13 protein-coding genes are annotated in these 15,072 nt (G+C 44.2%); 6 read left to right on the top strand and 7 right to left on the bottom strand.

Annotation, left to right across the window (positions count from 1 at the left end; translation table 11 throughout):
• Positions 1-134: 134 nt before the first annotated feature.
• The 5 genes from JGK36_RS03955 (at position 135) to JGK36_RS03935 (ending at position 4,174) form a co-directional block, all read left to right on the top strand.
• Positions 135-1,232, top strand: coding sequence for a phosphotransacetylase family protein (locus JGK36_RS03955; protein ID WP_293184320.1), 1,098 nt, complete (start codon positions 135-137; stop codon positions 1,230-1,232).
• A gap of 314 nt (positions 1,233-1,546) precedes the next feature.
• A complete protein-coding gene (locus JGK36_RS03950) occupies positions 1,547-2,050 on the top strand; it encodes a DNA recombination-mediator protein A (protein WP_293131869.1) in 504 nt (167 codons plus the stop codon).
• 15 nt (positions 2,051-2,065) lie between these two features.
• Positions 2,066-2,482, top strand: a complete 417-nt coding sequence (locus tag JGK36_RS03945; protein ID WP_293184317.1) for an MAPEG family protein — start codon at positions 2,066-2,068, stop codon at positions 2,480-2,482.
• Between the two features lie 215 nt (positions 2,483-2,697).
• Positions 2,698-3,189 (top strand): YajQ family cyclic di-GMP-binding protein, encoded by a 492-nt coding sequence (locus tag JGK36_RS03940; protein WP_293184314.1) that lies wholly within the window; start codon positions 2,698-2,700, stop codon positions 3,187-3,189.
• Positions 3,190-3,193: 4 nt separating this feature from the next.
• The gene (locus tag JGK36_RS03935; RefSeq protein ID WP_293190812.1) at positions 3,194-4,174 is read left to right on the top strand and encodes an SGNH/GDSL hydrolase family protein; all 981 of its coding nucleotides are present in this window, start codon (positions 3,194-3,196) and stop codon (positions 4,172-4,174) included.
• 252 nt (positions 4,175-4,426) lie between these two features.
• Here JGK36_RS03935 and JGK36_RS03930 read toward each other — a convergent pair whose 3' ends face one another.
• Together JGK36_RS03930 and JGK36_RS03925 are read right to left on the bottom strand one after the other, a co-directional pair.
• Complete coding sequence (locus JGK36_RS03930) at positions 4,427-6,091, bottom strand: mucoidy inhibitor MuiA family protein (protein WP_293196143.1); 1,665 nt, start codon at positions 6,089-6,091, stop codon at positions 4,427-4,429.
• Positions 6,092-6,516: 425 nt separating this feature from the next.
• On the bottom strand, positions 6,517-7,953 hold the full coding sequence (locus tag JGK36_RS03925; protein WP_293196141.1) for an alpha/beta hydrolase: 1,437 nt from the start codon (positions 7,951-7,953) through the stop codon (positions 6,517-6,519).
• A 294-nt stretch (positions 7,954-8,247) separates the two neighbouring features.
• Between JGK36_RS03925 and JGK36_RS03920 the strand changes: the two genes are divergently transcribed.
• Positions 8,248-8,430: a hypothetical protein gene (locus JGK36_RS03920; RefSeq protein ID WP_293196139.1), complete on the top strand. Its 183-nt coding sequence runs from the start codon at positions 8,248-8,250 to the stop codon at positions 8,428-8,430.
• 204 nt (positions 8,431-8,634) lie between these two features.
• Here JGK36_RS03920 and JGK36_RS03915 read toward each other — a convergent pair whose 3' ends face one another.
• From JGK36_RS03915 to JGK36_RS03895, 5 genes are all read right to left on the bottom strand, one after another.
• Positions 8,635-9,525 (bottom strand): methylenetetrahydrofolate reductase, encoded by an 891-nt coding sequence (locus JGK36_RS03915; protein WP_293184303.1) that lies wholly within the window; start codon positions 9,523-9,525, stop codon positions 8,635-8,637.
• A 179-nt stretch (positions 9,526-9,704) separates the two neighbouring features.
• Positions 9,705-10,715, bottom strand: coding sequence for a tryptophan--tRNA ligase (gene trpS, locus JGK36_RS03910; protein WP_293184300.1), 1,011 nt, complete (start codon positions 10,713-10,715; stop codon positions 9,705-9,707).
• A gap of 248 nt (positions 10,716-10,963) precedes the next feature.
• Positions 10,964-12,367, bottom strand: coding sequence for a hypothetical protein (locus JGK36_RS03905; protein ID WP_293184297.1), 1,404 nt, complete (start codon positions 12,365-12,367; stop codon positions 10,964-10,966).
• A 16-nt stretch (positions 12,368-12,383) separates the two neighbouring features.
• The gene (locus tag JGK36_RS03900; protein WP_293184294.1) at positions 12,384-12,701 is read right to left on the bottom strand and encodes a hypothetical protein; all 318 of its coding nucleotides are present in this window, start codon (positions 12,699-12,701) and stop codon (positions 12,384-12,386) included.
• A 195-nt stretch (positions 12,702-12,896) separates the two neighbouring features.
• The coding region (locus JGK36_RS03895) for a CHAT domain-containing protein (RefSeq protein ID WP_293196137.1) at positions 12,897-15,072 on the bottom strand (2,176 nt) is incomplete at its 5' end.

Genomic DNA, 15,072 nt, shown 5'->3' with positions numbered 1-15,072 from the left:
ATGAATAAAAGTTCCCCTCAAAAAAACGCTCTGCACAAAAGTGACAAAATCGAGTATAATCATATTGCGAAATTGACTCGCAGTGCGAAAATACTGTTGAATAAACTAAATTTATTTAAATAGACAGGTGCAAATTGAGGAGAGAAGGCGTACCCAAATTGACTAAATATTTGCTGATCGGTTCGACAAAAGCTTACAGCGGCAAGTCCGCGATCGCCCTGGGGATGGCGCTGGCACTCCGGGAACAAGGAATGGCAATCGCCTACGGCAAACCGCTGGGAACCTGTTTCAGCTCGGAGGGAGCTGGAGTGGCGGAGGAAGATGTGCGGTTCGCGGTAGAGACGCTTAAACTCTCAGAAAGTCAGATGCCGTCAACACTGCTGTATTTGGACGAAGAGACGGTTCACAAGCGTTTGCGCCAAGAAGACAAGACAGATTACCGCCAGTCTCTGGCGCAATATTTGCAAAATCCCAGCGGAGACTTGGTGCTGTTAGAAGGCCCTGCTAATTTGGAGGAAGGCAGTCTGTTTGACTTGTCTTTGTCTCAAATCGCTGATGCCATTGATGCCTCTGTGCTGCTGGTAGTGCGCCCGATCGATCTTTATATAGACGATTTGCTGTCAGCGAAGCGGCGCTTGGGCTCGCGCTTGATAGGCGTCGTGCTCAACGATGTTCCCTCCGACAAACTTGAATCCGTAACTGCGACTGTGCGCCCTTTTCTGGAAGCTAGCGGTATTCCAGTTTTGGGAATGCTGCCGAGAAGCGCTTTGCTGCGGAGTGTCAGCGTCAAAGAATTAGTCCACCAATTGAAAGCTGATGTTCTCTGCCGTCGAGACCGCTTGGATTTGATGGTGGAAACCTTGACAATTGGTGCGATGAATGTTAGCTCAGCTATGAAGTATTTCCGCAAAGCCAGAAATATGGCGGTAGTCACCGGGGGCGATCGCACGGACATTCAGCTCGCGGCTCTGGAAAGCTCGACTCAGTGCTTAATTCTCACAGGCCACTTGCCTCCTTCTCCCTTGGTAATCGGCAGAGCAGAAGAAATGGAAATTCCAGTTTTATCTGTTGATTTGGATACCTTAACCACGGTGGAAATTATCGACAGCACCTTTGGCAGCGTGCGCCTGCACGAACGCATCAAGGTGGAATGCGTTACTCAGCTAATGGCAGAACACTTTGACCTTAAGGCCATGATGGCATCATTGGGTTTGGGCGATCGAGTTCATTAACAAGGCCACCGGATCTGAAGGTATTCGGCAGCGGGAACTGGGCGAACAACATATTCGGCAGAGGCAAGAAGGCAGAGAGGATTTTTGGTTTAAAAAATAAAAACTCAAAATTCTTAAATCCTCAATTTTTATTGAATCGTACCTTCTGCTCTGGCTGCCGAATGCTTTTAGACATTCTGCCTTCTGGGTTCCTCAAATCTCCCGCTCCTCTAGTCAGATACCGTTAATCAGCAATTCTTAACTTCTTTTTGGTGGCAATTGCTAGTTAGTCTGCTAGAATCCACAACGTAGTTTTATTTAATTTAATAAATTCTTTGAGTCAATCAATTGAGCTACCCAGAGTTGATGATTTTTTACAAGAACTTGCGGCGATCCAGCAAACAAGCTCCAAGCGGGTTGCTCTTTTGGGTTCTCGCCACGTTCCTATTACCCACCAGCAGCTAATTGAGATGCTGAGCTACGCCTTAGTTCTGGGAGGCAACCAGCTCATCACATCCGGGGCTACAGGCACCAATTCAGCCGCAATTCGGGGAGCAATGCGAGCAGATCCTAATCTGCTGACGGTGATTTTGCCACAAAGCATGAGCCGCCAGCCTCGGGAGTCCCGCGAGCAGCTCGAACAAGTCATACATTTGGTAGAAAATCCCAAAAATGACAGCTTGTCTCTCCCGGAAGCCAGCGCCATGTGCAATCAGGAGATTATTTCTCGCTGTCAGCAACTGATCTGTTTTGCTTTTCACGAAAGCCACACTTTGCTGAAAACTTGCCAGGATGCGGAGGAACAGCGCAAAGTTGTTACTCTGTTCTATTTTGATTGAAATGCGAGGTGGATAATGCTGTTGGGATTGCCTGTGTCGGTTATTCTGCTTGATTCTGTTGCTGCTGCTGCTGCGCTGGTTTACGCACCGTTTTTGGTGGTTGCCCTTGCTCGGTTGCAGCTAGGCTATGACCAAGCAGCACCTCGCGCTATGTTTGATAGGTTGCCCGGTTACGCTCAGCGGGCAACTTGGGCTCACCAAAATTCGTTTGAGACGTTTATGCTGTTTTCAGCGGCGGCTTTGATGGCTTTTGTGACAGGAATAGATTCGGAGGCGGCGGGCTGGGCTGGAATCGCTTTTCCTGTAGCCCGATTGTTGTTTTCGGTTTTCTATATTCTGAATGTGCCTCTGGGGCGATCGCTCATGTTTGCGATTAGTTCTACTTGCACTTTCTCTTTATTCTATTTCAGTTTGATGGCTGTTAATGGGTAATTGTCAGTTGTCAGTTGTCAGTTGTTAGTTGTTAGTTGTTAGTTGTTAGTTGTCATTAGTTGAGAGACGCTTAATTAATGACTAATTACCAACTACGAACTACTAACTACCAACCACCCATTCCCCATTCCCCATTCCCCATTCCCCATTCCCCAATGCCCTGCGCGGGCCAATGACCTGCGCGGGCCAATTACCAATTTACCAATTACTAATTTATGGCTGCTAATTATTCATTTGATATTGTCAGCGAGTTCGACAGGCAAGAATTAGTTAACGCCGTTGACCAAACAGTGCGGGAAATTCAAAGCCGCTACGACTTGAAAGATACCAAAACCACCGTGGAATTGGGCGCAGAATCGATTACTGTCAATACGGACAGCGAATTTACTCTCGATGCCATTCACACTGTTTTGCAAACAAAAGCCGCTAAGCGGAATTTATCTCTGAAAATTTTTGATTACGGCAAAATTGAAGCTGCTAGTGGTACTAGAGTACGCCAAGAAATCAAACTCAAAAAAGGGATTGATCAGGAAATTGCCAAAAAAATCACTAAATTAATTCGAGATGAATTTAAAAAAATTCAAGGCTCGATTCAAGGTGATGCAGTCCGCGTTTCTGCCAAGGATAAGGATGATTTGCAGTTGGTAATTCAACGCTTGAAGCAAGAAGATTATCCGATGGCTTTGCAGTTTACCAATTACAGGTAGGTTTGTGAAAGCTAGGTATTGGATGCCCGGTTGTGCGATCGCATCTTTGAGCGCGATCGAACTTACGTTGCGCTTGCTGGGATTCGGAAATCCTGCTTTGCTGCAAGCTGATGCTGAGGCTGGGTATATATTTGCACCAAATCAACTTGTATATCGTTTTGGCAATAGACTTCAGTACAATCAATTTTCTCAACGGTCTGAACAAATCGATTCAGCCAAGCCTGAAGGTACTATCAGAATTTTGATGACAGGAGACTCGGTTCTCAATGGCAATAATAGCACGGATCAGGCAGAAACTATTACAGAATTGTTGGCAGCGCGTTTGTTGGGCATCAAAAAGCAGGTTCAGGTGCTAAATGCTTCTGCGGGATCTTGGGGAATTGGCAATCAATTGGGATATATTCGGAAGTTTGGCACTTTTGAAAGCGATGCTGTGATTTTGCAAATTGGTACTCACGATTTGCTACAACCTTCAAGTACCAGCGCGGGACTCAAAAATAACCCCCTGATGCCGAATCGCCAACCGTTATTGGCAATTCAAGAAGTGTTTGACAGATACGTTATGCCCCGATTTTCCAGTGTTTTTGTGCCGAATTCCCCTGTGGGGGGTGTGCCGGTGCCGGAAACGCAACGGTTTAGGGAAAATATGCAGCGATTTGAGCAAATAGTGGCTTTGGTGCGAGAGTCGAATATTCCGTTGTTTGTGTTGTATACTTGCGATCGCTCCGATTTACTGCCGGTACCGAATCAGCCGAGGTTTAAATCCCAGTTTGTCGATCGGCTAAAAGCTTTGAAAATTCCACTCATAGACACTCACGCAGCCTGGTCAAAATTGCCGAAAACCACGGTAGAAAGTTATTTTCGGGATGGCGTACACCCCACAGCCCCAGCTTATGAATCAATCGCAGATTTATTGTTTCAGCAGTTGTGTACTGAGAAAAAATTAGCTGCTTGCTCATTAACCAATACCAATTCTGAAAAATAGTGCTACAGCAATCCTAAATGATTCACAAAATTTGTAGGGGTAGTGCCAAGAAAGCCTACCCCATATCTATCGGGCGATCGGGCGTGGGATTGCCCTTACAAGACTATGGAAGAGTGTTGCATCATTTTTTTAAATTAGTATTAATCTCAGCCGTTTCCGTACAAATGCTCGCTTTTAACTGATATTTAGCAATATTTTGCATAATTGATATAAGCTGTAGCTGGCGCTACAGCTTGAGAGTGTAAATCCTAATTAAATATCTAAACCGATGACTGTTAACTCGGGAGGATGTTCGACCACAAACTGGTAATATAACTCTTGCTTGGCTTGCGGTGGCATAGAGATTATCCATTCCAAGAGTCCCATTTCACCTGCTACTATCTTCGGATTAGTCTGAGTCAACCGCACTTTTATTTGCTCCTTTCGAGTGACTGGAAGTTGCTCTTTTAGTGTCAACTTAGCAGGCACTTGGTGCAAGTTGGTCAAAATTAACCGATAGGCGTAAGTCGTGCGCCGCTGATTGCCGATCAGTTTTTTATCGACTTGTCTTTCCACTAATTCTCGCTCTATTTTTAAGCCTTCATCTATTCCTAAATTAAGCTTAAATTCTTCGCCAGGGGAAACATTTTCTAACTGCACATTACCGACAAAAGTATTGTCGCGAAAGATATTGGCTTTACCGGGCAGCAGAGTTGCACCTGTCGTCGGATTGGTGACAATTGCTTGCAAATAAGCGAAACTGACTAAATGAGGAATGGCGATGTATTCAGGTTTAGAGGGATAATTATCGCTGAAAATAGTGACTTTGTGCGGTGTGCCGTCGCTGGGAATATTGGTATTTCCTCCGACTTGAAATGAAACGGTGCTGCCTTCTTTAGATACTCTTGCTGTCGCCGTTTGAGCTGCTATAGGTTCTGGTGCGGGAGCAGCACTTCGCATAGCCATCATTGCAAATTGTGGCTCGTTTTCCATCTCTAATTCTATATAATCTGTTCCTATTTCTGCATCCTCAGTCTGTACGCGTCGTGCTTTCATAAATTCTGGGGTTGGAGCAGGTTTTGGGCGAACAATATCGATAAACCAGGGTTGGAGTTTTGGTGGCAAAGTTCCCATTCCGGGTTTGGCTGTGGATAAAGTCAGCGCTACTCCCGTCCAATCTTCGCCTGTGTTTTGGTTGACTTCGGCTAGGTAATTGAGATTGATTTGGTTGTTGGTGGTATTGACTCGCAAGTCGTACAGGGGAGTCCAACGGGCTCGCGTTACTACATAGGAAACTTCTAGTTCAAAATTGCCGCTGCCGCTGGGTTCGATCGCCACAATGATGTTAAAACTTTGCTGGGAATAGGGAGTTTGTACTTGGCGCAACTGCTGGCGCAATGCTTCTATTTGCTTGTCTAAGTCTCGCTGCTGTCTTTCGTGTTGGGCGATCGCACTTATGTACTTTTTATAATTACTGCCTAAAAAATTGAGCAATTCGCCGGCTTCGTTCAAACCGATCTGCTGCTTGGAAATGCTGCTAGCAAAGGAACTGACGCTTTTTTCGCTCAAATTTTCAACAAAGTTGAGTTGAATTTTTCGGGAGGCGATTTGGTCTTTTATGGCGCGTTTTTGGGTTTCTAACTCTTGGATTTGTGCGGTTAATTCGGCGATGCGATCGCCCGTAGGTTCGCTGTGAAACAGAGTTTCGGTGTGCACTCCCAGCAATCGCACGGCGACTGTACCTGCACCGGTAGCCCTGACTGACTCGGTTTCGAGGGTTGTGGGGAGAGAGGCTACAGTTAATTCGCACTCGTTTCCCGTCAGGGCTACTGTGCCACGGCGGGTTATCAAAGCGCGATCGGTGTACACAGTAACTTCTGAAATTTGCGATTCTACTATTTTGATATTATCGCGATCGAGCAAATTTGAATCAGTCATTGCTACTAATGCCTTTACGAAACTCTTTTAATGGTTCCAATGGCGGCGCCAACAAAATGTAGCGCTTCCATAAAGATAAGTCTAACTCAGGCAGCAATTCGCTGCTAGCAATTCCCTCATCAGTAGAAACGCCCCAATAAATAGAAATATGTAACGAAAAGTAAACTTAACTAAAACCCTTTTCCGTTCTCCCTTCGGCCATCTGCCTTGTTTCCACGATAAATTTTCCTGTCTACTTACCTATAGCCTTTCTCAAAAAGGTGAGGTATGACTGACAGGTTATATAACGACTGAAACGTATAGGGCTCTCTTCCCAACAACGTACCTCATATTTTTGAGAATCGCTATATACCAATAGCAGTCCCGCTATATTTTTGGTAAGAACCAGATTAAAGTGAGAGCATCGCTTTCTTGCTCTACAAACCTTACTTTGGCTTCTCTACAAAAGTTAAAATAGAATTTTCTTTCGCTCTGTTTATTGGCATTGGTTCGCGATTCAGACGAATCTCAATAAGAGTAGTTGTAAAAGGACAGAAAAATTTAACTTTTGCATTTAGAAGATGATCTAAGTTCAATTCTGCATCCCATCTTCCATCTGACTGTTGTGGCTCGCCCTCTAGAGTAATTTTTCCACTTCCACAACCGTAATACGCCACAAGGCTAGTTCCAGATGAAACAATCAACTTCATACATAATTCAGAAAGGCTTTCCGGCTTCAGTTTACTTAAATTGACATGAAAACATCGCAAACTTTTGTCCTTAGTGTAGGTATGAACATCTAAATATGACTTGTCATCTAACCAAAATTCTTTGCCCTCTTTATCCTTCATCAAAAACTGAACATTCCAATCTGTAACTGGATCGAGACGCTCATCTACAACACGAATAATAAACTGTTGCCATTCTTCCCATTGCTCTCCTTTTGTATTTTTCATGCTCTCCATATGAGCTTGAGCCTTAGCTGTCCAGCTACCAAAACTGTCTTTATCAGAAACATCTAAAGCTTGTAGAACCAACTCAATAAAGTCTGGATTTTTTCTAGGATTATGCACAATTGTATTGTGATTGTGACCATCAATTAGCACCAGTGGAATATCAATCTGGTGTTCTGGATGTTCGTCTGATTTGCCTCGTTCTTCTACAGGCTTGTCTTTATTTTGAGATGGATCTTGCGTCAAATCAAGAATTAATTTGCGGCTGTTAAGAGCGCAACCTGCCCATCTCACAGTACCATCAGATCCAGCAGTATTAGCTAATCCCCTCAATCCGTCATATCCCTGATTGCCACAGAAAATAAACACATAAGGCGTCTTGTTATCTTCGCCATAGTAGGGCTCATTTTTGGGTTTATTTTGGGCAGAGCCAATTAAGTCAAGATGAGCAAGATCCCAAGTGAAACGACTACCTAATTCAAGATTATCCAAAATCAGATTTCCAGCTTCGAGAAAATCAGGCCCAAGTATTTTATGTCCGGTTATAACCGAACCCAACCAACTTCTTCCTTTATGGGCTAAAGGAGAGCCAAAAGTTGCTGGTGCTAATCCAATCAAGTGTTTGAGGCGACTCCGACGATTGACATTAGCAGCATAGGCGTAAGTAGTTAACCAAGCGCGAATAACTAGCATTCCAGTTGAATGAACAATGGCATCAAATTCATCATCTTCAATATAGGAGCGAAGCACTCGGTCAAATGCTTCAGCAATATCTTTGATGGTTATCTCATTAGTAAGAGATTTATAGCTAGCTGTATGGAGGACTATAATCTCTCTGTTTTTGTAGTGAGTTTCAAGAATTTTTTCCCACTCACTAAAAGCCGTTGAATTAGCTGAGTAACCGTGTATGAGAACTATGGGGCGCGGCATAACTTAAGTCCTTAATTTGAACGTAGTTTCGACGATTATATATTAGTAGGTGAGCAACTAAGCCTTTTGGGTTAATTGTTTAATCATTCATTGTCTTTTGTACTTTTTTACAAGTTACTATTCAGAGATTTCCTAAATCAATTTGTGATTTTTTCCATAAAGAAGCTTTTTTTTTGATTGATGTACCAAATAAACAAAGCCTGAATATCTCAATCCCTTTGTTTCCAAGCATCTACAACTGTTGTAGCGATCGCACCGAGCGATCGCCCAGTCGCATTTTCGAGTGACACTCATTTGAGTGACACTCATTTGAGTGGCACTCCTAGAATTTCAGTGCTGCAAACGGGATTCTGTGAGTTGAGAGTGAGAAATGCGATCGGCTTTGTTGCAAGTAAATGGCTGGTACTACGGGTTTATTATTGTGGTGCGACTTCTGGCGGAGGGCTGCATCTGGTTTTTAAAGAGGGCGAACCGTGACCGGATATAAGTTATTAGTTATAATCTCATATTGACGGAGGTCGTGCGGGGAGCATCTCTGTTTTGCAAGAAGCATTTTTTATCTTCCGTGCTGTCCCCGCTCGCGTGTAGAAGCACGCGGGGACAGCGCTGTAAATGCAAAACTGAGATGCTCCCGAACCATGACTGTCCTGTGGATTTTAAAATGCTAGCAGTAACTCAATTTTAGCTCAGCGGCTCGATACCAGCCAAATCCAATATTTGCGGAATCAAATCTTCTCGCTTGACGGCCATCATGTGCACTCCTTGACACAATTGCCGCGCTAGTTTGACTTGTTCGGCTGCAATTCTTATGCCTTCCTGCAAGGGTTGTGGGGAGTTTGCCAAACGGTCGATCGTCTCTTGCGGTATGTGAACTCCCGGTACGTATTTTTTTATAAATTCAGCATTTTTAGCTGATTTAAACAAAAAGATTCCTGCTAAAATTGGTTTGTTGCAGCCAGCAGCAATTTGCTGCATAAACTTATCTAAAACGTCAAAATCTGTAATTAATTGGCTCTGAAAAAACTGGGCTCCAGCTTCGACTTTTTTCTCAAATCGGCTTTGTAAACCCGACCAACTGGGGCATTGCGGATCGACAGCGGCACCGACAAATAAATCGGTAACTCCGTCTGTTAAAGCTTTGTCATTCCAGTCAAGGCCGCCGTTCATTTTTTGAATGACTTGTAGCAGCCGCACTGATTCTAAATCGAATACACTTTTGGCCTTTGGATGGTCGCCTGCTTTGACTGGATCGCCGGTGAGTGCCAAGATATTATGGATGCCTAAGGCGTGCGCTCCCATGAGATCGGCTTGCAGGCCTATTTGATTGCGATCGCGACAAGCAACTTGACAAATCGGCTCAATTCCCCGCTGCAATAGAATTGCGGAAACGGCTAGGGGACACATTCGCAGAACTGCGCGGCTTCCGTCTGTGATGTTAATGGCGTGCACTCTGTTTTTCAGAAGTTCAGCCATTGCCAAGGTGTGCGCCATATCGCCACCTTTGGGCGGGGCAACTTCGGCGGTAATTATGAATTCTCCGGGAGTTGTACAGGCTGTGCGAAAACGGTTCATAGTTAGTTGACAGTTGACAGTTGACAGTTGACAGTTGGCAGTTGACAGTTGTTAGTTGTTATTTGTTAGTTGTTATTTGTTATTTGTTATTTGTTGTTTTTGAAGTTTTGCAATAACCAATAACCAGTAACCAATAACTAATAACCCATAACCAATAACCAATAACTAATAACTACTGACTAATTAGGTAGAGAATAACCAAAAGCAGTTTTAACCTTATTCAAAGTTTGGTTGGCAATAGTTTCTGCTTGTTCTCTTCCTTGACGGAGTACAGATTCTAAATATCCCGGTTCGTCCATTATTTCTTTGTATTTATCCTGAATAGGTTTGAGGGCATTAATTGTCGTCTCTGTCAACAATGGTTTGAAATCTCCCCAACCCATATTTTCACATTCCGCTGCTACTTCTTCCTTCGATTTGCCGGAAAGCAGGAGATAAAGTGTTAGCAAATTTCTCGCTTCTGGGCGATCGCGATCGTCGAAAGTTAAGCCCCGCACGGCATCGGTTTTGCAGCGCTTGATTTTTTTGCTAATTGTATCTGGCGAATCCAACAAATTAATTCTACTTTGTTCTGAAGGGTCAGATTTTGACATTTTACGCGTACCATCTGTCAAACTCATTACCCTCGCGCCCTCAGTCCGAATTAACGGTTCGGGCAGTTTCAAAATGGGTTTTTCTGGTGTACCGAATTGGTGGTTTAATCTGATGACAATATCGCGGGTGAGTTCCAAATGCTGTTTTTGGTCTTCTCCCACAGGCACTTTGTCGGCATCGTAAAGCAAGATGTCGGCTGCCATCAACACGGGATAATTCAACAAGCCGGCGTTAACATTTTCTCCTTGTTTAACTGCTTTTTCTTTAAACTGAATCATATCTTCGAGCCAGTTAATCGGCGTAATGCAGTTGAGCAGCCATGCTAGTTCTGCGTGAGCCGAGACGTGGGATTGGATGAAAATAGTACAATATTCTAAATCGATGCCGCAAGCTAAATAGAGAGCGGCGAGTGTGTAACTGTCGGAGGCTAGGGTTGCTGGATTGTGCGGTGCCGTAATTGCGTGCAAATCGACTACGCACAAGTAATTTTCGTACTGGCTTTGACCTTCTACCCAGTTGCGAATGGCACCGAGATAGTTACCGAGGTGAAGATTGCCTGTTGGCTGAACTCCTGAAAGTACGCGCTGTTTGCTCATGGGGAAAGAAGGGAATTGAAGTCACATTCTCTATATTGACACGTTATTTCGATCTAAGATACTTTTTGTTGAAATTTATAAAAAATTTGGGGAAGATGACTCGGCGGTTGAAACCGCGTCTACACAAACGAAGTCCGCCTTCGCGGACTGAAGAATTAACGGGGTATTTAAGGTGGATTGTTTTTAGAAATAGGTTTAAATTCCAGTCTTAAAGAGTTCGCTGTCAACTGTCAACTATCAACGATCAACTATTTTTTCGGTTTAGTGCGCCACCAAGTGATGCCGGCTGCGAAAAGGGCGATCGCAAAACTCAAGGCAAAGGAAAATACAAAGGGATGCCACTGCATTAACACTGGGATTTGATGGTTTTGAACTGTCTGGAATACTTGGTCAGTGCCACTTGATGCTGCGATACCTCCGGCTGCTAAACCGACGCCGATCGCCTGTACTGTGCTTTGTAGGCGATCGTCCCGATATTTCTCTTTGTCCTCGCTGTTGCGGAGTGCGAGTTGGTTGGTGCGATCGCTCCTGGCTTGTTCTATTTCTACTATGCCGCGAATTGAGGCGATCGCCTGGTCGATTAAGTTTGTCCCGTGGCGGAAATATCCTAAGTCGCCTGCTATTTGCGATCGCATATAAGGAGCCGTTTTTCTACTGAAGTTATTTAATATTGATAGTTCTTCCTTATCGGTTCCTAGTATATCACATATTTTCTGCAAAATGTCAGTGTAATTGTTAAGATTTAGGGCAATTGTATTGTCATAATCTTCGAGTTTCCGCAGCAGGCGAGTATAAGTTACAGCTTTGCTGAAGAGTTGCTTTAGCTGTTCCTGAAATTCTTGCAATTGGGCGGCAGTTAAGAGGGTTCCTCTGGAAAATTGAGCCTGCAATATCTCCACATTTTTCTCAATAATGCCGTATTCGCGATCGAGTTCGTCGTAAATCAGGCGGCTGTCTTGAAAAACTTTGATGATTTTGTTGCGGTAAAATAGTAGGTCAAATATTTCTTCCTGGCAAGTGTTAAAATTTTCGTCGGTTTGTTTGTCAACAAGCAGCCAGACAAGCAAATGGCGGTAATTCGCAATATCGATAATTGAACCGTATTCAAAAATTGGACTGCCGAATAATTTCCCGGAACAGTAGAATGGAGGTAGTGAATCGCCTTGGAATAAAGCATTGCGGCAATTATCAGCAAGAGGTTTGAGGGCATCTAAATTATCTGATGAGTTTTCGGGAAGCCATGCGGTAATCAGGAGAGTTTGACCTAAAAAGTTGTCATCGCCATCGATAAGTAAGGCTTGATTTGGGTTAAATTTCTGGATTAAATCGACATCTACATTATCAGCCGTGCCATCTTCCGGGCAACCGATGTTTAAGCAGAAAGCATAGCTATCTTTTTGAATTTGTAGCGGTTGTACAAAACCTTCTATGGGTGGATAGCTGTTGAATCCTAGGGAGACATTGGGAAGTAAATCGTTGCGGTTGCTGTGGGAATTTTGGGGAAAAACTAGATTGGGTGTTACCCTTTCATCGGTGAAGTTGGCGAGGATATTGTCGCAGTGTTTCCAGAGAGGATTATTGCTGCCCTTACTGTTTCTTTGCAGTTGGAAAGCGTATAAATAAACATTGGGGGCAGAAATTATATCACTCATGTTATTGGCGCGGTGGCTAGGATTTGGGAAGGCGTTTTTTGAGATTTTCCGGTAATTCTGGGTAGCGGTTTGATAGTCTTTCGTTTACTCCTTCTGTCTTGGTGGCTTCTGGTTTTAGTTTTCTAGCCGTTAAATTGATTTCATCTGTTATTTTAGGATAGTCTGCACACCAATTACCAATGGCATCGGCTACTTCCTTGTTGGATGAATCCGCCATCTGGGATATCGTGTTGCTGAGATTTGCTAAAGCGTCAACCGCCCCGCCTTGTTCAAATATTTCGGGTTTGGTTTCAAAGACTTTTAGGAAGCCTGCAATAAATTGTTCATCTGTCATTGCTAATTTCTCCTTTCATTATACTAAGGTCAAAGAAACCGGGTTTCTATGATAAATCTCAACGGGAACAAAAAATCTCGGAAGAAACCCGGTTTCTGATACCCACACTTATTGCCGAAAAGAAACCGGGTTTCTATGATAAATCTCAACGGGAACAAAAAATCTCCGCAGAAACCCGGTTTCTGATACCCACCCTTATTGTCCAACTGCACAGAAAGCGGCCCAGTATACGGGAGACTCATAAGGTTGATAATCTTGTTTGTAACCGCGATTGTATCTGTTTTGAATTGTCTGTTTATGTTCGTGACTCAGCAACTGCGACACTTCCACCCATTCTAGCAAACTTTTAACAGTCAAACTCCGCAGCCACAACTGAGACTCCCGCAAAGCAATCGACACAGCGGGCCGACTTTCTGAACGAAATAACTCATAAAATCTTATCATTAAAATCGCCGTAGATACATCATTGACAGCCCATAATGTGCTAATCACATTCGTGGTTCCGGCGTACAAAAAACCGCTAGTCAATCCGATATACTCATCTGTGCTATTCCTGGCATCGGTTAACCCAGTTTCGCAGGCAGAAAGGGCTACTAAACGACACTTACTTAACTGCAAATCGAAGATTTCTGTCAGAGTCAGGCATTCTGCGATGTCGTAGGTTTCGCCTCGGCGGGAACGAATATAACGCTTTTCTTCGGAGGGAACGCCATCGGTGGCAATTTTGGCGCCGGCTAGGATTAAGGATGATTTTTCGGGATTGAGAAAGTCGAAGAAGCCGTGACAGGAAAAGTGGGCGATATCGGCATTTTGCAAGCTGGCAATTTGTTGTTGCAATCCTGCTTTACTTGCCTTTTCCCGAATCAATACTTCGGCGGGATTGAAGGATTTGGCAATGGCTTCGACTTCGATGTCGGTGAAGTCTAAATCTTCTGTGGGGTTTTGGATGGCAAAAAATTTGCTGGGTGATGTGTCTTCGGCTGTCAAGTTTTCCCGCTGAGATAATTGCAAAAGTTGGCAACTGGGTGTGTATCTCACGCCGCCTGGGAAAAGTTCGAGAAGACATCCAGTTTCTACGGTTTTGTCTGCTTTTTGTCGGCTGCTGGTGAGGGCGTGTAGGGGGAATAGGTGCAAGTATCGGAAGGGAACTAAGATTAATTTTTGGCAGTTTTCGGGAATATAGCGGGCGATTATTTCATTGATGTGGAGAATCTCGGCTAATTTTTCCAGGCGGGCTTCTAGTTGATTTCCCCAGTTGTCGGTTTCCTCGTCGGTGTAGTCATCGATATATTCCTGCTGAAACTCTTCTAATGCTTGCAAGCCTGCATCGGAAGATTCCCAGACATCGGGTTTGGTGGAGTCGCGGGTAATAATGAAAACTTTAAAGTTGTATCGGGTAATGTACCATTCCAAAATTGCCTCATTTTCAGCTAGCAGGCTGCGAATTTCTGCAAAACTAATCCGCTGTACTCGATCGGGGAGGCTGCGGGCTTTGTGAAACAGTTCTACGAGGTTTCGGGTTTTGCTGCGTTCGACATATTCTAGGGCGGCGGTGGAGTTTTCCATTGCTAGGCAAACTTCTACCATTACCTGATAAAGGTCATTCCATTCTTCGGCTAATTTCTGCCTGTCTGCTTCGCCGCCGATAATGATTTCACTCCGCATTAATTCGACTGTCTCGATGGCAGAGTTAAGGGTATTGTAAGCTTCTGGGAGTTGGGAATTATCCCAGTAGGCAACTCCGAGATTATATAAAGTTGTAGCATGCTCGATCGGAAAATCCTTGCGAGTGTGAACTTCTAAAGCTGCCAGATAAGCCTCGATCGCCAGTTCCAAATTCTCGGCTTTTTCCCCTCTGATTCTGTTTTGGTAGGCCATCCCCAAATTATTTTGACACGTTGCCCATTCAAAGGGAAATGCGTCGCGGGTGTAAATCTCTAAGGCTGCCTCAAAAGCTGCGATCGCCAGTTCCAAATTCTCGGCTTTTTTCCCTCTGATTCTGTTTTGGTAGGCCATCCCCAAATTATTTTGACTCCTTGCCCATTCAAAGGGAAATGCGTCGCGGGTGTAAATCTCTAAGGCTGCCTCAAAAGCTGCGATCGCCAGTTCCAAATTCTCGGCTTTCTCCCCTCTGATTCTATAGAGGTAGGCAGTCGCCAAATTATTTTGACTCCTTGCCCAGTCTTCGGGAAATGCGTCGCGGGTCCAAATTTCCAAGGATGCCTCAAAAGCTGCGATCGCGGCTTCGAGATTCTCTGCTTTTTCCCCTCTAATTCTGTAGAGGTAGGCATTCGCCAAATTATTTTGACTCCTTGCCCAGTCTTCGGGAAATGCGTCGCGGGTGTAAATCTCCAAGGATGCCAGATAAGCT

This window comes from Microcoleus sp. PH2017_35_SFW_U_B (assembly GCF_020737865.1).
GTDB lineage: Bacteria > Cyanobacteriota > Cyanobacteriia > Cyanobacteriales > Microcoleaceae > Microcoleus.
This window is presented reverse-complemented; position numbering and strand designations above follow the sequence as displayed.